The sequence below is a fragment of the Nonomuraea sp. B1E8 genome, from assembly GCF_039871515.1.
Lineage (GTDB): Bacteria > Actinomycetota > Actinomycetes > Streptosporangiales > Streptosporangiaceae > Nonomuraea.
In genome coordinates this window covers 1-18,932 of record NZ_JBDPLS010000002.1, presented here as the reverse complement: position 1 = coordinate 18,932, position 18,932 = coordinate 1, and the positions used below count along the sequence as shown (strand labels likewise).

Genomic DNA, 18,932 nt, shown 5'->3' with positions numbered 1-18,932 from the left:
CAGGCACAAGCCCGCCGGAACGGGGACAACCACCACACTGGGCCACCACGGGACCCCTGGCCCCTGGCACGCCCGCCCACGAGGGCGGCGGGCGGCCGGCGCCCTCGTGGGCGGGCGAGCCAGGAGAAGGCCTATCCGAGGCGGCTGTCGGAGCCCCTCGGACCCCGTATCGACTCGGCGTGGAGCGTGGGCTGCCAGTCGAAGACGTAGCCGCCCTCCATGGGCCCGATGACCACCTCGACCCCCGCGCGGGCGCCGGCCTTCGCCAGCTCCTCCTCCACCCCGAGCCGTTCGAGCCGGTCGGCGAGATAGCCCACGGCCTCGTCGTTGCTGAAGTCGGTCTGCCTGATCCACCGCTCCGGCTTCTCGCCGGTGACCTGGAACAGGTTGTCGTTGACCCGCCGCACCCAGAAGCCGGCGTCCCCGAGCTGCCTGGGCCGGATCACCAGCCGCGTGGGCTCCTCGACCGGCTTGGCGGCTCTGGCGGCGGCCACCCACTCGCCCATGGCGTACGTGAGCTCGCGCAGCCCGTCGTGCGTGGCGGCCGAGATCGTGAAGACCTTCAGTCCTCGCGCCTCGAAGTCCGGGGTGACCAGCTCGGCCAGCTCCCTGGCGTCGGGCACGTCGGCCTTGTTGAGGACGACCAGCCGCGGCCGGTCGTCGAGCTTGCCGTACGCCCGAAGCTCCGCTTCGATCACTTCGTAGTCGGTGATCGGATCGCGCCCCGGCTCCATGGTGGCGCAGTCGATGACGTGCACGAGCATGTCGCACCGCTCGACGTGGCGCAGGAACTCGTGCCCGAGCCCCTTGCCCTGCGACGCCCCGGGAATCAGCCCGGGCACGTCGGCGACGGTGAACACGGTGTCGCCGGCCGTCACCACGCCCAGGTTGGGGACGAGGGTGGTGAACGGGTAGTCGGCGATCTTGGGCTTGGCCGCGCTCAGCGCGGCGATCAGCGACGACTTCCCGGCGCTGGGGAACCCGACCAGCGCCACGTCGGCGACGCTCTTGAGCTCCAGCATGACGTCGAGCTCGTCGCCCGGCTCGCCGAGCAGCGCGAACCCGGGCGCCTTGCGCCGGGTGGTGGCCAGCGCCGCGTTGCCGAGCCCGCCGTGCCCGCCCTGGGCGATCACGTAGCGTGTGCCGACTCCCACGAGGTCGACCAGCACCTCACCCGTGGCGCTGTCCCTCACCACCGTGCCGTTGGGCACGGGCAGGACCACCTCGTCACCGTTGGCGCCGTCGCGGTTGGACCCCTGACCCTGCTTGCCGTTGCCGGCCTTGCGGTGCGGGCGGTAGTGATAGTCGAGCAGGGTCGCGGTGTTGGGATCGACCTCGAGGACGACGTCGCCGCCCCGCCCGCCGTTGCCCCCGTCGGGGCCGCCGAGCGGCTTGAACTTCTCCCGGTGGATGGAGGCGCACCCGTTCCCCCCGTCACCGGCCTTGATGTGCAGGACCACCTGGTCCACGAAGTCCGGCATCAAGCACCCTCTCCATCACCCCGGCAGGGGCATCTCCACTACACCAACGAGCCCGGCGGCAGTCCTCACGCCGGGCGGTCGCCTGTTCAACAAGCGCGGGGCCGCAGAACATCCCCGAAAAACGCCAAGGGGTGGATCGACACTCGATCGATCCACCCCTTGGCTGCGAAACCCGGGAGGAAACTACTCCGTGACGGGAACGATGCTGACGGCCCGGCGCCCGCGCTTGACACCGAACTGCACGTGCCCGGCGGCCAGCGCGAACAGCGTGTCGTCGCCGCCACGCCCCACGTTGTCGCCGGGGTGGAAGTGGGTGCCACGCTGGCGGACGATGATCTCGCCCGCGTTGACCAGCTGGCCGCCGAAGCGCTTGACGCCCAGGCGCTGAGCGTTGGAGTCACGGCCGTTCCGGGTGGACGACGCGCCCTTCTTGTGTGCCATCTCTCAAACTCCCGATCAGGCCTGGTCGATGCCGGTGATCTTCACCTGGGTGTACCGCTGACGGTGACCCTGGCGCTTCTTGTAACCGGTCTTGTTCTTGTACTTGAGAATGCGGATCTTGGGGCCCTTGGTCTCGCCGAGGATCTCGGCGTTGACCGTGAACTTGCCCGCCTCCGTGGTCACATCGCCGTCGTTGACGACGAGCACCGTCGGCAGCGAAACCGAAGAGCCGACCTCGCCGGCGACCTTGTCCACCTCGAGGACGTCACCGACGGAGACCTTCTGCTGCCTGCCGCCGCAACGAACGATCGCGTACACCGCGGAACCCTTCTACTGACTCACTGTTGCACTGCACTGAGACCCCGGCCACCCCGCGCGGGAATGGCCGCTGACTCCGAATGCTGCGCCTGTCATTCGGCCTGTCAAAACCGACGAACCGAGTAAGCGCGCCAACAGGGCACGTCACCTGACGCACCGATTCACCAGGGTACCGGATTAACGGCGCCCTAGGCGAACCGGACGGAACGTCGGAAGCCCGCCGAAGTTACTCGGCTGACTTGGCTCGGCGGGAGCGTCTCCGCCCCCTGCCGGAAGTCTGGCTGGCTTGGTCGTCCTCAGCGGGGACTTCTTCAAGCGCACCGGTCACAGTATCACGGTTGCCGGAGACCTTCGCCGCGGAAACCTTGTCGGCGACCGCCTTCTCGACGGCCATCTTGCCCTGCGTCCCGCGCGGTTCCGGCTTGGCCTCGACCGGCTCCGTGGAGATGATCAGCCCGCGCCCGTTGCAACAGTCGCAGGCCGTCGAGAACGCCTCCAGCAGGCCCTGACCGACCCGCTTACGGGTCATCTGGACCAACCCCAGCGAGGTCACCTCGGCCACCTGGTGCTTGGTCCTGTCGCGGGCCAGGCACTCCAGCATGCGCCGCAGCACCAGGTCGCGGTTGGACTCGAGCACCATGTCGATGAAGTCGATGACGATGATCCCGCCGATGTCGCGGAGCCTGAGCTGGCGGACGATCTCCTCGGCCGCCTCCAGGTTGTTGCGCGTGACGGTCTCTTCGAGGTTGCCGCCCTGGCCGGTGAACTTGCCGGTGTTGACGTCGACGACGGTCATCGCCTCGGTGCGGTCGATCACCAGCGAGCCGCCGCTCGGCAGCCACACCTTGCGCTCCAGCGCCTTGGCGAGCTGCTCGTCGATCCGGTACGACTCGAACACGTCACCCTGGCCCGCGTCCCACTTCGACAGGCGCTCGCCCAGATGCGGCGCGACGTACTTCACGTACTCGTCAACGGTGTCCCAGGCGTCGGCGCCCTGCACGACCAGCGAGGTGAAGTCCTCGTTGAACACGTCACGCACGACCCTGATCGTCAGGTCGGGCTCGGCGGACAGCAGCTCGGGCGGGCTGGCCGACTTGGCCTTCTTCTGGATGTTCTCCCACTGCGCGGACAGGCGGGCCACGTCGCGGGCCAGCTCTTCCTCCGAGGCGCCCTCGGCGGCGGTGCGCACGATCACGCCGGCGTTCTCCGGCATGACCTTCTTCAGGATGCTCTTGAGCCGTGCGCGCTCCTTGTCGGGCAGCTTGCGGCTGATGCCGGTCATCGACCCGTCGGGAACGTACACCAGATAGCGGCCCGGCAGGCTGATCTGCGACGTGAGCCGCGCACCCTTGTGCCCGATCGGGTCCTTCGTGACCTGGACGAGCACCGACTGGCCCGACTTCAGCGCCGACTCGATGCGCTTCGGCTGGCCTTCGAGACCTGCCGTGTCGAAGTTCACCTCACCGGCGTACAGGACGGCGTTCCTGCCCTTGCCGATGTCCACGAACGCCGCCTCCATCGAGGGCAGCACGTTCTGGACCTTGCCGAGGTAGACGTTGCCGACGTAGGACTGGCTTGCCTCGCGGTTGACGTAGTGCTCGACGAGCACGCCGTCCTCCAGCACCGCGATCTGGGTGCGGTCGCCCTGCCTGCGCACCACCATCATCCGGTCGACGGACTCTCGGCGGGCCAGGAACTCCGACTCCGTGATGATCGGCGGGCGCCTGCGCCCGAGCTCGCGCCCCTCGCGGCGGCGCTGCTTCTTCGCCTCGAGCCTGGTCGAGCCGCGCACGCTCTGGACGCCGTCAGTGGCGATGTCATACCCGGCCGAACGTCCCGAGCGCGGCGCGCGGATGCGCACCACCGTGTTCGGGGGGTCGTCGCCGGCCGGCTCCACGCCCTCATCCGTGCCACGGCGCCGACGCCGGCGGCGGCGGCGCGAGCTGGAGGTCTCCTCTTCCTGGGTCTCCTCGCTCTGCCCCTCGTCGGAGTCCTCTTCCTGCTCGTCGGAGTCCTCGGACTCGTCGCGCTCGCGTGACTTGCCACGGCCCCTGCCGCCGCGACGGCGGCGACGGCGACGGCCGCCGCCCTCCTCTTCCTGCTCGTCGGAGGTGTCGGTGTCGGTGTCGGGCTCGTCCTCGATCGCGGTCTCGTCGACCGGCTCCTCGGCCTCCTCCGGCTCGGCGACCGGCTGCGGCGGCTCGGCCCGCCTGGTGACGGCGGGCTTGGCCCTGCTGGGGTCGGGCGCCTGGAACAACGGCGCGAAGATGGCCGCGGGCCGCCGGAACGCGGCGCCCGGCTCGTCCTGCCTGCGCGCGGTCAGCCCGAACGGGTCGGCGAGCAGGCTCGGACGGTCGACCTCCTCGTCGAGGTCCTCTCCCGCGGGCTCGTCGTCGAGCGGCTCGTCCTCGGGCAGGATCTCGATGATGTCCTCGTCGTCCTGCCCGCCGGCGGCCGCGAAAGGCGCCACGTCCGCGCCGGAGGGCGCCACCTCGACGTCCCCTCCGGAGTGCTCGGCCCCGGATGCCGTGGCCGACGAGCCCTCGGCCTCGGACACCGTCCCTGCACCGGCCCGTGCGTCCTTCGCCTTGGCCGCCGTCCCCGCGCCGGCCTGCGAGACCTCGGCCTCGCCGGCCGCCACGGCGGCGACGTCAGCGGCCAGGTCCTCGGTGTCACGGCCGCCGGCGCCCTCGTCCGTGCCGAACGGGGCGGCGGCCTCGGCACCGCCTGTGGGCGCGCCCACGGCGACCGCGCCGCCGGCGGGCGTCGTCACGCCCTCCTGCTCTTCGGCGACCGCCCCGGGCTCAGGCTCAGCCTTCTTGCGGGTCCTGCGCCGCTTCGCCGGGGCCTCCTCGGCGGGCGCCGCGCTCTCGGGGAGCGCTCCCGCCTCTTCGGCCTGCGCCTCCGCGGCCTTCTTCGTGGTACGCCGGCGTGTCGTCGTGGCCGTGGACCGTGTCCGCGTGGCCCTCTTGGGCTTCTCCTCGGCCGCCGGCGCACCCGCGCCGGCCTCGGCGGCACCGGCCGCGCTCATCCCTCCACCGTCCGTGTCGGGAGCCGCGGCGACCGTGCCACCGGCCGCGGTCTCAACGACCGTGCCGCCGACACCTGCGGCCTCGCCGGTGTCGCCGCTTCGCACCCCGCCGGCCGTGTCACCGTTGCTCGGAGCTCCGCCGGTCGTGACGGCGGCCTCCGCGAGAATCTCGGGTGCGGGCTCACCGGCGGCACGCTGCACGGCGTTGATCTGCACCGGCTGCACCTCAGCCACCGACGGCGCCGCCTGCGCGGCTGCAACGGTGACCGGAACGGAGGCCGGCTCGTCGGGCTCCGGCGGCGGACCCGCGGGCCGGCGGGCGGAACGGCGACGCTTGGTCACCTCGGGCTGTTCAATTGTCTCCCCGTCAGGGCCAGTGGCCCCGGCGTTGGGCTCGTTGTCGAGCATGCGGGCGCTCTCCCGTCAGCTCCCGGGCGCGTCGCCGCGCCGCGCAGGAGCCCTCGTGTCTCGTTGTCCGCCGGCTCCCCCGATGAGGGGGCGCCGGCGCCAAGTCCTGTCAACGGTCGTGCCCGGCTCGCGCAGGGCACTCCCTTAACCGGCGACGTGCTCACCCGCCGGTCCCGCCTCGCCGCCGCGCGTCGTGTCGCGGTCCAGGTCGAGCGGGTCGGCAAGCGCACCGGTGCTGGCGTCGAGCGGCCCCTGCGCCAGCCTGGTCACCTCGGGGGGAACCGGCGGCGCGAAGTCGGCCACAAGGCGCAGCCCTGTGAGCACATCGTCGGGTCGAACGGCAGGCGTCATGTGCCGAACAACCATGCGCAGTATGACACACGGTCGTCCATGCACCTGAGCTGCGGTTCTGTCTGTTCCCTCGGACACCACGAGCCTCAGGACGGCCTCCCGCGCGTCGAAGCGGCGGGGGCCCTTCTTGGTGAGGCGCTCGACGTCCACCGTGCTTGCCGCGAGAAACTTCCCCACCGCCACCTCGGCGAGCTCACGGTCGGCACCGGGCAGCCGCACCTCCCAGTCGGAGACCTCCAAGCGGTCGGCCAGACCACCAGGCCCCGCCTCCACAACGTCGAGCACGTCGAGCCCGGGCGGCAACGACCCGTCGAGGCCGGATTTGACCTGCTCAGGAACGCACGGCGTGGTAACACCGATCTCGAGGTATTCGGCTTCGCTGGCGACGCCGGTCGGCGCCGCGCCCGCGTAGGAGATCTTCGGGTGAGGCGAGAAGCCCGCGCTGTAGGCCACCGGAATGCCGGCACGGCGGACCGCTCTTTCGACGGCCCGCGAGATGTCGCGGTGGCTGGTGAAGCGCAGGCGGCCGCGCTTGGCGTAACGCACACGCAGGCGCTGCACCGTGGGCGCGGGCGGAGGCCCTTCGGGAACAGGTTTCAGAGCTTGTCGTCCTTCCCTTGTAAGAGTTCCTTCCCCTCAGGATAAGCCGCGCCGGCGTGTGTACGTGTACGCCGTGACACGGCTCGCCCACTGAGCGCGCTAGACCACCGTCAGAGGAAGGAGTTTTCGCCCGGTAGGGCCGATCTGAATTTCTGTCCCCATGGTGGGGCAGACTCCGCAGTCGTAGCACGGGGTCCAGCGGCAGTCTTCGACCTCACCGCCGGTAACGGCCTCCTGCCAGTCCTGCCAGAGCCATTCGCGGTCGAGCCCGGCGTCGAGATGGTCCCACGGGAGGACTTCGTTCTCTTCCCGCTCGCGCGTGGTGTACCAGGCGACGTCGACGCCGGCCTGCTCGGCCGCCGCCATCCAGCGCTCGTAGGAGAAGTGCTCGCTCCAGCCGTCGAACCTGCCGCCGCTCTCCCAGACGGCGCGGATCACGGCGCCCACACGGCGGTCGCCGCGCGAGAGCAGGCCCTCGACGATCGAGGGTTTGCCGTCGTGGTAGCGGAAGCCGATGGCCTTGCCGTACTGCTTGTCGCCCCTGAGCGAGTCGCGCAGCGCCTTGAGCCGCCGATCGACGGTCTCGTGGTCGGCCTGGGCGGCCCACTGGAACGGCGTGTGCGGCTTGGGCACGAAACCGCCGATGGAGACCGTGCAGCGGATGTCCCGGCTGCCGGTGATCTCGCGACCCGCCTTGATGACCTTCTTGGCCAGGTCGGCGATGCCGAGCACGTCTTCGTCCTGCTCGGTGGGCAGCCCGCACATGAAGTAGAGCTTGACCTGCCGCCACCCCTGTGAGTAGGCCGTGGTGACGGTGCGGATCAGATCTTCCTCGGTGACCATTTTGTTGATCACCTTGCGCATGCGCTCGGAGCCGCCCTCGGGCGCGAACGTCAGGCCCGAGCGCCTGCCGTTCCTCGAGAACTCGTTGGCCAGGTCGATGTTGAACGCGTCGACCCTGGTCGAGGGCAGCGACAGCGAGGTGTTGGTGCCTTCGTAGCGGTCGGCCAGGCCTTTGGCGACGTCGGCGATCTCGGAGTGGTCGGCCGACGACAACGACAGCAGGCCGACCTCGTTGAAGCCGGACTCCTTGACGCCGTTCTCGACCATGGCGCCGATCGTGGTGATCGAACGCTCGCGCACCGGCCGGGTGATCATGCCTGCCTGGCAGAACCGGCAACCGCGCGTGCAGCCGCGGAAGATCTCCACGCTGAACCGCTCGTGCACCGTCTCCGCCAGCGGAACCAGTGGCTTCTTCGGGTAGGGCCACTCGTCGAGGTCCATCACGGTGTGCTTGTGCACCCGCCACGGCACGTCGGCCCTGTTGGGCGCGACCCGCTTGATGCGGCCGTCGGGGTGGTAGTCGACGTCGTAGAACTTGGGCACGTAGACGCCACCCGACTCGGCGAGCCGCGTCAGCAGCTCGTCGCGGCCGCCGGGGCGGCCCTCCGCCTTCCATTCGCGGACGACCTCGGAGATGGCGATGGAGATCTGCTCCCCGTCGCCGAGCACGGCCGCGTCGAGGAAGTCGGCGATCGGCTCCGGGTTGAAGGCCGCGTGGCCCCCCGCGAGCACGATGGGGTCGTCGTCGCCCCTGTCGGCCGCCGTCAGCGGGATGCCGGCCAGGTCGAGCGCGGTCAGCATGTTGGTGTAGCCGAGCTCGGTCGAGAACGACACCCCGAGCACGTCGAAGGCGCGCACCGGCCGGTGCGCGTCGACGGTGAACTGCGGGATGCCCTCGGCGCGCATGAGCGCCTCGAGGTCGGGCCAGACCGCGTAGGTGCGCTCGGCCAGCGTGCCCGGCAGCTCGTTGAGGATCTCGTAGAGGATCGCCACACCCTGGTTGGGCAGGCCCACCTCGTAGGCGTCGGGATACATCAACGCCCACCGCACCTCGGCGGAGTCCCAGTCCTTGACGGTCGAGTTGAGCTCGCCCCCGACATACTGGATCGGCTTCTGCACCTTGGGCAGCAACGCTTCCAGACGGTGGAAAATCGACTCGACAGGCATACCGTCAAGGGTAGCGGCGTTCAGACGGTGACAGGTCCGCAGCCCCCTGAGGGCCTTCAGGTGAACGAATGACCGCGCACCCTGATGGCCTGCAACAACCCGACCGCGATGAGATTGGCGAACGTGGCCGTACCACCGTACGACACGAACGGCAGCGGCAACCCGGTGATCGGCATGATCCCGATCGTCATCCCCACGTTGATGAACATCTGGAACGCGAACCAGCACACGATCGTCCCCGCGACCAGCGTCCCGAACCGGTCCTCGCACTGCCTGGCGATCTTCAGCCCGCGCAGCAGCACCACGCCGAGCAGCAGCACCACGGTGACGGACCCGAGAAAGCCGAACTCCTCTCCCGCCACCGTGAAGATGAAGTCGGTGTGCTGCTCGGGCACGAACCGCCCGGTCGTCTGCCCGCCACCCAGCAGCCCCTTGCCCAGCAGCTGCCCCGAGCCGATCGCGATCAGCGACTGCGTGCTGTTGTAGCCCACCCCTCGCGGATCCACGCTGGGATCGACGAACGCGGTGAACCGCGCCACCTGGTACGGCTCCAGCAACTGGAAGTAGAACACCGCGAACACTCCGGCGCCCGCCACCATCGTCAGCGCCACGATCAACCGTTTTCGCACCCCCGCGATGATCAACCCTGACGCCGCGATCACCGCCAGCACCATCGCAGTGCCGAGGTCGGGCTGGAGCATCACCAACCCGATCGTGAGCGCCGCGGCGAGCAGCGCCAGCACGACGTCGAACCCGCGCGGCCGGTCGGACCCCTCCGCCGGCTGCGCCAGCAGCATCGCCGTGATCAGCAGCAGGCCCACCTTGGCGAACTCCGACGGTTGCACCGCGAACCCGCCGCCGAGCAGGATCCACGAATGCGAACCGTTGATCGTCGCGCCCAGCGGAGTGATCACCAGTCCCAGTCCCACCAGGGACATCAGGAACACCAGCGGCGCGTACGCCCGCATCGCCCGGTGGTCGACCGAGGCCACGATGCCGCACAGCACCACGCCCAGCGCCTGGTTGAGCAGGTGCTTCTTGACCAGTCCCGTCGCCCCCGGCGCCCAGGTGCGGGTGGACGACCACACCAGCAGCGTGCCGATCACGCACAGCCCGGCCACCGCGACCAGCATGAGCCCGTCGAAGCGCCGCACGGCAGAGTTCTCGCCTGCCACCCGCCGCAGCAGCGAGGGGCGCCGGACGGCGGCCGTGCGGCCCGTCATCCTCTTGCCACCGTTCCGTCAGGCGCGAACGTCGGCAGCCGCGTCGTCAACCGCCCGCCGGGCACCGCCGGGGGCCGCTTGATGCCGTAGATGCCCTCGTAGATCTCGCGCGCGGCCGGCGCCGCCGCCGAGCCGCCCATCCCACCCTGAGAGATCATGACGACCACGACGTATTGAGGGTTCTGGGTGGGTGCAAACGAGGCGAACCACGCGGTGTCCTTCTTGCCCCAGACCTCGGCGGTTCCGGTCTTGCCGCCGATGCGTACCTTGTTCATCGGGAATCCGGCGAAGGCGCCGGCGGCGGTGCCGTCGGAGGGCACCTGGCTGAGCGCGTTCTTGATGTAGCGCCGCTCCTTCTCGCTGAGCGGCAGCTTGCCCACCACCGGCACGTCGATGGTCTTGACCACCTTGCCGTCGGGCCTGACCTGCGCCCACCCGATGCGCGGGCTGCGCAGCTTTCCGTCGGTCACCAGCGCCATGTACGCCCTGGCCAGTTGGAGCGGCGTCACCAGCACGTCGCCCTGGCCGATGGAGAAGTTGGCCGCGTCACCCGGCCGCAGCAGGAACCCCTCGGTGCAGTTCTCCAGCGCGAGACGCTTCAGGAACTCCGCCCGCGCACGGTCCTTGACCTCCGGATAGCCCTTGCGCGACCGCTCGCAGTTGACCGCGCTGGTGCGGTTCCACAGGTCCTTCTTCCAGGCCCGGTCGGGGATGCGCCCCGACGACTCGCCCGGCAGGTCGATGCCCGTCGGCCCGCCGAAGCCGAAGGACCTCGCCACGTTGGCGAACACCTCCTTCGGCGTCTTCTTCGGGTTGCGGCCGCCGTCTTTCAAGTACTGCTCGAAGGCGGCCTGGTAGAAGATCGTGTCGCATGATCTGACCAGCGCCATGTGCAGGTCGAGCGTGCCCAGGGGGATGCCGCGGAAGTTGTTGAACGCCCGTCCGCCCACCATGACGGAGCCGGGGCAGCTGTACTTGCCGTTGAGCGGGTAGCCGGCCCGCAACATGGAGGTCACCGACGAGACCTTGAACGTCGAACCCGGCGCGAACTGGCCGTTGATCGCCCGCGACACGAGCGGCTTGCCGGACTTCTCCGACATCAGCCACTGGTATCCGCGCGCTGAGATCCCGCCCGCCCAGATCGCCGGGTCGTAGCCGGGGGCGCTGGCCAGCGCCACGACCCTCCCGCTGCGGGCGTCGAGCACCACCCCGGCCCCGCCATCGGCTGCCGGCGCCGACTTCATGGCCCGCGCGAGTGCCTTCTCCACCACGTTCTGGACGCGCGCATCGATGCTGGTGACGAGGTGGTCGCCCGGAATGGGAGTGGTCTGCTCCTCGACGCCGAGCGCCTTGCCCATCCGGTCGACCTGCACCCTACGCAGCCCCGCCTTGCCTCGCAGCGCCTCGTCGTAGACGTATTCGAGCCCGTCACGCCCGACGAGGTCCACCCCCGAGAAGCTGGCCTTGAGCCCTTCGCGCTTCTCCAGCTCCGCCTCGGTGACCGGCTGGAGGTAGCCGAGCATCTGGGCGCCTGCCTTGCCTCCCGGATATTGCCTGACGGAGTGGATCTCCGCTGTGACCCCGGGAAACTCCTCCTGCCGCTCGAGGATCTGCAACGCCTCACGGGTGTCGACCTTCTCGTCCAGCGGAACCGGCTGGTACGGCGACCCCGTCCAGCACGGCTTGGCGATCCCGGGCCCGCACGGCGTGATGCGCTGCTGCAGGTGCGCCACCGGCCTGTCGAGCACCGCGGACAACTTCCGCAGCACCTTCACACCGCCGTCGGGCATCCTCGAGAGCCGCGTACGGTCCACGGACACGACCAGCGCGGTCTTGTTGCGCACCAGCGGCCGGCCGGACGAGTCGAGGATCTGCCCGCGCACGGCCGGCACGATCACGGTGCGCGTCCGGGTCTCCGTCGCCCGCGTCACGAACTCCTGCCCGCGCACCACCTGCACCTGCCACAACCGCATGGCCAGCACGACGAGCAGCGTCAACACGAGAACGTGGAGCACCAGCAGCCGCGCCCGCATCCGCATCATGTCGAGAACCTCGCCCGCCCGGCACGTGTGGTCAGCCAGATCACGATCGGCGAGACCAGCAGCGTGTAGACGACGGTGACGGGCACCTGCTCGGTCAGCGTGGACATCGTCACCCGGGAATCGGAGATCAGCCCGCCCACGCCGGCCGCCAGCAGCGGCGCCATCAGCACGCACAACACGACGGTCGTCACCGGTCCGCCCGCGCCGTGCCCTGCGACATAGCCGACGAGCGCGAGCACGAACGCGTACTGGCCGAGCAGGTGCGCGGTCGGCGGCATGACGTCGACCAGCAGGCCGGCGAAGAACCCGAGCATCGCGCCCGACGCGGACCCGCGCGACAGAGCCGTCCCGACCAGGGCGAGCAGCACCAGGTCAGGCGCGCCCCCGCCGGGCAGCGGCAGCCGGTTGACCAGCATGACCTGCGCCAGCAGCGCGATCACCACGGACAACCCCCCGATCACCGCGACCCCTCCCCATCGACGACCACACCGGACCCGGCGTACGCCCCACCCGAAGACGCCACTTTCGCCCTCGCCAGAGCCTCACCGCACAACGTCTTTCCACCCCGCCCCGCCGGAGCCGACCCCCGAGAACCCCTCACGCCGGGCCCCACCAGAGCCGAACCCCCGACAGCCCTCACCCCCGACCCCACCAGGGCCCAACCCCCGACAGCCCTCACCCCCGACCCCACCAGAGGATCATCCGAAGGCGTCACCGCACCTGGCCGCGGAGCGATCACCTCGCCCGCAGAGGCGCCCGCACCTGGCGCCGCGTCCACTCCCGGCCTCAGAACCGTCATCCCTCCTGGCGCCCCGATCACCGCGCCTTCTCCTTGGGGGGCAGCACCGCGTCACGCGGGTCACGCTTGGGCGCCTCCACCACCACACCGACCACGTCGAGAGCCGTCAGATCCGCGTACGGCCTGGCGTAGGCGATGCGCGTCAGCTCTCCAGGCGTCGACTCGACCCTCTCGATCACCCCGACGGGCACCCCGGGCACGTACGGCCTCCCGTGCTGCGATCCGAAGCTCACGATCCGCCCGCCCCTGGTCAGCGGTGCGGTCGAGTCGAGGAGCCGGAACTGCACGAGCCGTCCGTGCTCCCCCACCCCGTGCACGACGCCGATCTCTTTGGCCCCTTCCAGCCGCGCCCCCACGGCCGAGGCGGGATCGCTGAGCAGCACCACCGTCGAGCTGTGCGCCGACGCGCGGATGACCCTCCCGACCAGCCCTTCGCCGCTGAGCACGGTCATCTCCGCACGCACGCCGTCGCTGGTGCCCGCGTCGATCTGCACGGCGTCCTCGAACCCGGGCGCTCCCCGCCGGGCGACGACGTTGGCCGGCACCACCTTGTATCCGCCCGCACCGGCAAGGCCGAGCAGATCCTTGAGCTCCTTGGCCCGGTCGGAATCGAGTTTGCCGACCAGCATCCCCGCCCGCAGCTTGGCGTTCTCCGCCTTGAGGGCGTCGATGCGTTCCTGAGCGCCGGGAGCGGCCACCAGCGCCTGCACGAACCCGCCGATGGGGCGTACGACGCCGCCGCCGAGTCGCTCCACCGTGCCGAACACGTAGGCTCCGGCCGCTCGCAGCGGGTGCAGGGGCGAGTTGTCGCCCGTGCGATGGTCGATGGTCAGGATGACCAGCGCCGCCGCCAGCAGCGCTCCCAGGATCAGCCGGGCACGGTTGGAATCTCTCATCAGTGTCGCGACTCCGGAACCAGGACCTGCTGGAGCGCCTCGAACTCCTCCGCGCACTTACCTGAGCCGATGGCGACCGAGTCGAGCGCGTTGTCGACGAGGTGGACGGGCATGCCCGTCTCGACCTTGACCCGCTCGTCCAGCCCTCTGAGCAGGGCGCCACCGCCGGTGAGCGCGATGCCGCGGTCCATGATGTCGCCGGACAGCTCGGGCGGGCACTTGTCGAGCGTGGTCTTGACCGCGTCGACGATCGCGTTGACCGGCTCCTCGGTGGCCTTCCTGATCTCCTCGCTCGACACGATGATGGTCTTGGGCAGCCCGCTGACCAGATCGCGGCCGCGGATCTCCGCGTGCGACTCCTCGCCGGTGGGGCAGGCCGAGCCGATCGCCATCTTGATCTCCTCGGCCGTGCGCTCGCCGAGCATCAGCGAGTATTCCTTCTTCGCGAACGAGATCACCGCCTGGTCGAGCTCGTCGCCGCCGATCCGGATCGACTGGCTGGTGACCACGCCGCCCATCGAGATGATCGCCACCTCGGTCGTGCCCCCGCCGACGTCGACCACCATGTTTCCGGTGGGTTCGTGCACCGGCAGCCCGGCGCCGATGGCCGCCGCCATGGGCTCCTCGATGATGTAGACCTTCCTGGCACCCGCCTGGTATCCCGCCTCCTTGACCGCGCGTTGTTCGACGCTGGTGATGCCACTGGGCACGGCGATGATGATGCGGGGTTTGGCGAGGTGGCGGCGTCGATGCACTCTTTGGATGAAATATCGCAACATCCGCTCAGTGACGTCGAAGTCGGCGATCACACCATCCTTGAGCGGACGAACGGCGACGATGTTGCCAGGCGTACGGCCGATCATCCGCTTGGCCTCGATGCCGACCGCCACGATCTTGCCGGTGGCGGTGTTGATCGCTACGACTGACGGCTCGTTTAGCACGATGCCCCGGCCGCGCACGTAAACCAACGTGTTTGCGGTGCCCAGGTCGACCGCCATGTCGCGGCCGAGAAACGCGAGCTTGCTGCCCATGGGGAACGGAGCCCTCCGTAACGTCCAATGCGAATGACTACGGATCGAATTCGAATCGTAACGTGACGTACCCACCGACGGGCGCAATGAGCCCCCGCGCCCCTCAAAAATCTCCAGCCCCTACCTCAACCGCAATTTTGCCCGGATTGCACCACAACATCCGACCGGCCGCGGGAACGTCTCAACACCCAACCGCGGGCAAGACTATGGGAACGCTCCGACAAAACTCTGTTCGCGCCCCCGCAAAGAAACCGGCGAAAAGACCACGTGCCCGCGCAGCGAGAAGCTACGCGGGCACGGCAGGAAAGGGGAGACGGCTAGAAGCGGTCAGGGAAGAAGATCTTGATCTCCCTGGCGGCCGACTCGGGCGAGTCGGAGCCGTGGACGACGTTCTCCCCGATCTCGAGGGCGTGGTCGCCACGGATCGTGCCGGGGGCCGACTTGACCGGGTCAGTGGCGCCGGCCAGCGCACGGAAGGCCTCGACCGCGCGCGGGCCCTCGAGCACCATGGCGACGAGCGGCCCGGAGGTGATGAACTCGACGAGTTCGCCGAAGAACGGCCGCTCGGAGTGCTCGGCGTAGTGAGCCTTCGCGGTGTCGGCGTCGAGGGTACGCAGGTCCATCGCCACGACCTTGAGGCCCTTGCGCTCCACGCGGGCGATCACGTCACCGATGAGGCCGCGCTTAACCCCGTCGGGCTTGATCAGGACAAGAGTGCGCTCGGACACTTGATGTTCTCCTTCGAACAGAGTGGGACGCGGCGACAGGCACCGGACCTGGCCCGGTGAACGCTCCGCGGGGCACGGGCCCACGCGTCGCCATGACAGGGCCCTCAGCTTACCGTCCCGTGCCGCGCCCTCGTTTCGCTAAGCGGAGGCGGTGTCCTCGGGCGAATGCGCCTGTGGCGGCACCGCCGGCGGCTCGGGCCGCCGCTCGTCGCCCCACCGCGGCCGGCCCGTGTCGAAGGCCGACTCGGGGGGCGTGCCGGCCCGGGCTCCCTCATCCGCGGGCCCTCCGGCGCAGGGCTGCTCCGCCGCGCCGGCGTCATGCAGGGACCGCGCCTCCTCCTTCACCGGCCGCCGGGCCATCAGCGAGGCGAGCGCGATCACCACGACCAGCAGGAAGCCGCCGATCAACGCCCACCAGTGCAGGGCCCCGACAAAGCGGTCGACCAGTTCCTGGGCCGAGCGCACCCCGTCGAGCATCGTCATCTGCACCCCGGTGCCCAGCAGGAAACCCGCCAGCACCCCAGCACAGCACAACGACAGCCCGTAGACCGCCGCCCCGAACCCCACGTCCTGCAACGCCGCCGTCAGCGCCACCGCCGCCCCTGCGGCGAGCAGCGTGAACGGCACCACGAGCACCAGCCCATCAGCGGCAGGCACGACCAGCCGGACCGAGCACAAGCCCGCGACCATGGCCAGCAGCCCCAGAGGCACCAGCCACCGCGCGGCGATCCCGGCGAACAGCCGCACCGCCACAGCCGCCGCGACGGCGAGCAACCCGGCCAACCCGAACGGAACCCACAACCCGCGCAGCCCCGGCCCGCCGAGCCCGCCCATCTCCATGAGCGTGACCTGCGCCGCGCTCGGCAGGAGCACCACGCCCACCGCCACCATCGAGTACGACAGCGTACGGTTCGGTGGCGGCCCGAATGAGGCCAGCACCAGCAACCCGACGACCGCCAGGCCCGCCAGGGCGATGACCGGGATCGCCCGCCAGCCTTCGTTCGCGGTGCTGATCGCCATGATGGCGATCCCCGCCGCCGGCGCGACGGCCAGCAGCAGCCTGCAGCGGTCCTCGTCGTCGGCCGCCTGCGTGGACGGCCGGCCGAGCAGCATCCATCCGACGAGGTGGACGGCGGCCAGAGCGAGCGCCACACCCGTCACCAACGGGTAGGGCTGCAACGTCACCTTCCAGCTGCTCACCGCGTCGAGTGGCCAGAGCGCCAGCGCCTGGGCCGCGAGCAGGCTCAGACCGAACGTGCCCACCCACAGGGCGCGCAGCACCCGCGCCCGATCCCAGACGGCCGCGAGCGTGGCGGGCAGGATCAGGCCGGCGCCGATGCCACGCACCACGCGCACCGCTCCCACCAGCAGCTCGGACCCGGCATAGCCGCCCGCGGCGTCGGACAGCGCCACCAGCGTCAACCCGGCGAGCAAGAGGTGCGCGGCCTTCACCCGGCGCAACGCCACAGCGGCGAGCGGCACGGTAAGCATCAACGCGGGCAGGGCGAGCCCATGGGTGCGCATGAGCCCGATCTGGTCGATGTCGCCGGGCAGCAGCTTGGCGACGACGGAGAGCGTGTTGGGGATCGCGACGATCGCCAGCGGCAGCGCGGCCACGACGAGGAGCCCGAGCACGGCATCGAGCAGCCATGGAAGCCTGGCGCCAGCCGGGTGCGGCGACCGATGGATCGGGGGGACGGCCATGTAGGCCGACTTTAGCGGGTAGTAGCGCCTTCGACACGGCGAGCGACGATAATCGCCGTGATCCACAGTGCGGCGAAGATCGCTCCGAGGAAGAACATCGCCGGCACGAGGAAGCCCGCGCAGATGGCCAGCACCTGGACAACGCTACCGAGAACGTAGCCGAAGGACTTCTTGAGCAGGCCCGCGGCGACCACGCACAACACGGCCAGGCCGATGCCGACAGTGACCGCGAGCCACGGCTCGACCCCGACGACGCTGATCGCCACGGGTGTGATCAGCCCGGCGACGATCGCCTCCATGCCGAGCACGCTGGCGCCGAGCCGCCGCATCCCTGGGGTGATCTCGAAGTTCATCATGAACCATCCGCCTTCAGCAGCAGCCGCGCATCCCCCGCGGTGACCACGGATCCGGTGATGAGCACGCCCGTGCCGCTGAACTCACCCTCGGCGTCGGCGATGCCGATGCCCTGGTCGATGGCGTCGTCGAGGCGGTCGACGACGTGCACGCGCTCCTCACCGAAGACCGGCACCGCCAGAGAACCCAGCTCCTGCGGCGTCATCGACCGAGGAGAGGAGTTGCGCGTGACGATGATCTCGTCGAGCACGGGCTCAAGCAACTCCAGCAAGGCGTCGACGTCCTTGTCGCGCATGACCGCGACCACGCCGATGACCTTGGCGAAGTCGAACGCCTCGTGCAGTCCCTCCAACGTCGCCTGCATACCGGCGGGGTTGTGAGCGGCGTCGACCACGACCGCCGGCGTGCGCCGCACGACTTCCATCCGCCCCGGCGAGGCGACCTCAGAGAACGCCTGGCGCACGAGGTCGACGTCGAGCGGGTCGTCGCCGCCGGTCAGCGCCTCGACGGCGGCCAGCGCGCAGACGGCGTTGCCGGCCTGATGGGCGCCGTGAAGCGGTAGGTAGACCTCGTCGTAGACACCCTTGAGCCCGCGCAGCGTGAGCAGCTGCCCTCCGAGCGCCACCTCACGGTTGAGCACCCCGAACTCGAGCCCCTCCCGCGCCACGACGGCGCCGACGTCGGCCGCGCGCCTCATCAGCACCTCGGCGGCCGGCAGCTCCTGCTGGGCGAACACGGCGGTGGAGCCGGCCTTGATGATGCCCGCCTTCTCCGCGGCGATGCTGGGGATGTCGGGCCCGAGCCGATCGGTGTGGTCCAGCGAGATGGGCGTGATCACCGACACTGTGCCGTCCGCGACGTTGGTGGCGTCCCAGGAGCCGCCCATCCCGGCCTCGACGACCGCGACATCGACCGGCGTGTCGGCGAACGCCGCGAACGCCATCGCCGTCAGCAACTCGAAGAACTGGATGCGCCGTCCCTGCGTGTCGGTCAGTTCGACATACGGGATGATCTCCTCGTAAACCTCTGCGAACCGTTCCTCGCTCAGCGGCGCACCGTCAACGGTGATCCGCTCGCGCATCGACACCAGGTGCGGGCTGGTGAACCGCCCCACCCTCAGGTTGCGCTCCCTGAGGAGCGCCTCTGCCAGCCGCGCCGTGCTCGTCTTGCCGTTGGTGCCGGCAATGTGCATGACGGGGTACGCCCGCTGCGGGGAGCCAAGCACGTCAAGAAGGGCCGCGATCCTGTCGAGCGTCGGCTCGAAATCCCACTCGACGCCACGCTCCATGATCGCGCGTTCTACCGCACGATAATCCACACCCCAACCCTACTGACCTCCCCCACCGCTCACGACGCGGCCCGGTCGCGGAGGTGCCCCAACACAAAAAGAGGGGGTTTCGACGCTGTGCGCGTCGAAACCCCCTCCAGAAAAGATTGTCCGGCGGTGACCTACTCTCCCACACCCTCCCGAGTGCAGTACCATCGGCGCAGAGAAGCTTAACTTCCGGGTTCGGA

General features: G+C 69.9%; 15 protein-coding genes and 1 rRNA gene. All 16 read right to left on the bottom strand.

The annotated features are described in order from the left end of the window. Nucleotides 1-131 precede the first annotated feature (131 nt). Nucleotides 132-1,481 carry a GTPase ObgE gene (gene obgE / locus ABGA98_RS09060; protein WP_347617741.1) on the bottom strand — a complete coding sequence of 450 codons (1,350 nt, stop codon included), beginning with the start codon at nt 1,479-1,481 and terminating at the stop codon, nt 132-134. A gap of 183 nt (nt 1,482-1,664) precedes the next feature. Next, nucleotides 1,665-1,922 (bottom strand): 50S ribosomal protein L27, encoded by a 258-nt coding sequence (gene rpmA / locus ABGA98_RS09055; protein ID WP_132516546.1) that lies wholly within the window; start codon nt 1,920-1,922, stop codon nt 1,665-1,667. 15 nt (nt 1,923-1,937) lie between these two features. Next, complete coding sequence (gene rplU, locus ABGA98_RS09050; RefSeq protein WP_132638318.1) at nt 1,938-2,240, bottom strand: 50S ribosomal protein L21; 303 nt, start codon at nt 2,238-2,240, stop codon at nt 1,938-1,940. Between the two features lie 226 nt (nt 2,241-2,466). Then, complete coding sequence (locus tag ABGA98_RS09045) at nt 2,467-5,679, bottom strand: Rne/Rng family ribonuclease (protein ID WP_347617740.1); 3,213 nt, start codon at nt 5,677-5,679, stop codon at nt 2,467-2,469. Nucleotides 5,680-5,823: 144 nt separating this feature from the next. Then, on the bottom strand, nt 5,824-6,576 hold the full coding sequence (locus tag ABGA98_RS09040) for a TIGR03936 family radical SAM-associated protein (protein WP_347617739.1): 753 nt from the start codon (nt 6,574-6,576) through the stop codon (nt 5,824-5,826). A 153-nt stretch (nt 6,577-6,729) separates the two neighbouring features. Continuing rightward, nucleotides 6,730-8,640, bottom strand: a complete 1,911-nt coding sequence (locus ABGA98_RS09035; RefSeq protein ID WP_347617738.1) for a TIGR03960 family B12-binding radical SAM protein — start codon at nt 8,638-8,640, stop codon at nt 6,730-6,732. A gap of 56 nt (nt 8,641-8,696) precedes the next feature. Beyond that, complete coding sequence (rodA, locus tag ABGA98_RS09030; protein WP_347617737.1) at nt 8,697-9,863, bottom strand: rod shape-determining protein RodA; 1,167 nt, start codon at nt 9,861-9,863, stop codon at nt 8,697-8,699. After that, nucleotides 9,860-11,905: a penicillin-binding protein 2 gene (gene mrdA / locus ABGA98_RS09025; RefSeq protein ID WP_347617736.1), complete on the bottom strand. Its 2,046-nt coding sequence runs from the start codon at nt 11,903-11,905 to the stop codon at nt 9,860-9,862. The genes rodA and mrdA overlap by 4 nt, the downstream gene beginning before the upstream one ends. Next, a complete protein-coding gene (mreD, locus tag ABGA98_RS09020; RefSeq protein WP_347617735.1) occupies nt 11,902-12,366 on the bottom strand; it encodes a rod shape-determining protein MreD in 465 nt (154 codons plus the stop codon). The genes mrdA and mreD overlap by 4 nt, the downstream gene beginning before the upstream one ends. Before the next feature lie 355 nt (nt 12,367-12,721). Further along, a complete protein-coding gene (gene mreC, locus ABGA98_RS09015; RefSeq protein ID WP_347617734.1) occupies nt 12,722-13,600 on the bottom strand; it encodes a rod shape-determining protein MreC in 879 nt (292 codons plus the stop codon). After that, on the bottom strand, nt 13,600-14,631 hold the full coding sequence (locus ABGA98_RS09010) for a rod shape-determining protein (RefSeq protein WP_347617733.1): 1,032 nt from the start codon (nt 14,629-14,631) through the stop codon (nt 13,600-13,602). The genes mreC and ABGA98_RS09010 overlap by 1 nt, the downstream gene beginning before the upstream one ends. Nucleotides 14,632-14,948: 317 nt before the next feature. Further along, on the bottom strand, nt 14,949-15,359 hold the full coding sequence (gene ndk / locus ABGA98_RS09005) for a nucleoside-diphosphate kinase (protein ID WP_020546379.1): 411 nt from the start codon (nt 15,357-15,359) through the stop codon (nt 14,949-14,951). Between the two features lie 138 nt (nt 15,360-15,497). Continuing rightward, nucleotides 15,498-17,063: a hypothetical protein gene (locus ABGA98_RS09000; protein WP_347617732.1), complete on the bottom strand. Its 1,566-nt coding sequence runs from the start codon at nt 17,061-17,063 to the stop codon at nt 15,498-15,500. 11 nt (nt 17,064-17,074) lie between these two features. Then, the gene (locus tag ABGA98_RS08995) at nt 17,075-17,419 is read right to left on the bottom strand and encodes a DUF4233 domain-containing protein (RefSeq protein ID WP_347617731.1); all 345 of its coding nucleotides are present in this window, start codon (nt 17,417-17,419) and stop codon (nt 17,075-17,077) included. Continuing rightward, nucleotides 17,416-18,705, bottom strand: coding sequence for a folylpolyglutamate synthase/dihydrofolate synthase family protein (locus ABGA98_RS08990; RefSeq protein WP_347618333.1), 1,290 nt, complete (start codon nt 18,703-18,705; stop codon nt 17,416-17,418). Before ABGA98_RS08990 ends, ABGA98_RS08995 begins: the two co-directional genes overlap by 4 nt. Before the next feature lie 148 nt (nt 18,706-18,853). Continuing rightward, nucleotides 18,854-18,932, bottom strand: a 5S ribosomal RNA gene (gene rrf / locus ABGA98_RS08985); the annotation flags it as partial.

Bases quoted from the DNA above. Each gene is read 5' to 3' on its own strand.
- obgE (WP_347617741.1), bottom strand. From the start codon at position 1,481: ATGCCGGACTTCGTGGACCAGGTGGTCCTGCACATCAAGGCCGGTGAC.
- rpmA (WP_132516546.1), bottom strand. From the start codon at position 1,922: ATGGCACACAAGAAGGGCGCGTCGTCCACCCGGAACGGCCGTGACTCC.
- ABGA98_RS09045 (WP_347617740.1), bottom strand. From the start codon at position 5,679: ATGCTCGACAACGAGCCCAACGCCGGGGCCACTGGCCCTGACGGGGAG.
- ABGA98_RS09035 (WP_347617738.1), bottom strand. From the start codon at position 8,640: ATGCCTGTCGAGTCGATTTTCCACCGTCTGGAAGCGTTGCTGCCCAAG.
- rodA (WP_347617737.1), bottom strand. From the start codon at position 9,863: ATGACGGGCCGCACGGCCGCCGTCCGGCGCCCCTCGCTGCTGCGGCGG.
- mrdA (WP_347617736.1), bottom strand. From the start codon at position 11,905: ATGATGCGGATGCGGGCGCGGCTGCTGGTGCTCCACGTTCTCGTGTTG.
- mreC (WP_347617734.1), bottom strand. From the start codon at position 13,600: ATGAGAGATTCCAACCGTGCCCGGCTGATCCTGGGAGCGCTGCTGGCG.
- ABGA98_RS09010 (WP_347617733.1), bottom strand. From the start codon at position 14,631: ATGGGCAGCAAGCTCGCGTTTCTCGGCCGCGACATGGCGGTCGACCTG.
- ABGA98_RS09000 (WP_347617732.1), bottom strand. From the start codon at position 17,063: ATGGCCGTCCCCCCGATCCATCGGTCGCCGCACCCGGCTGGCGCCAGG.
- ABGA98_RS08995 (WP_347617731.1), bottom strand. From the start codon at position 17,419: ATGATGAACTTCGAGATCACCCCAGGGATGCGGCGGCTCGGCGCCAGC.
- ABGA98_RS08990 (WP_347618333.1), bottom strand. From the start codon at position 18,705: ATGGAGCGTGGCGTCGAGTGGGATTTCGAGCCGACGCTCGACAGGATC.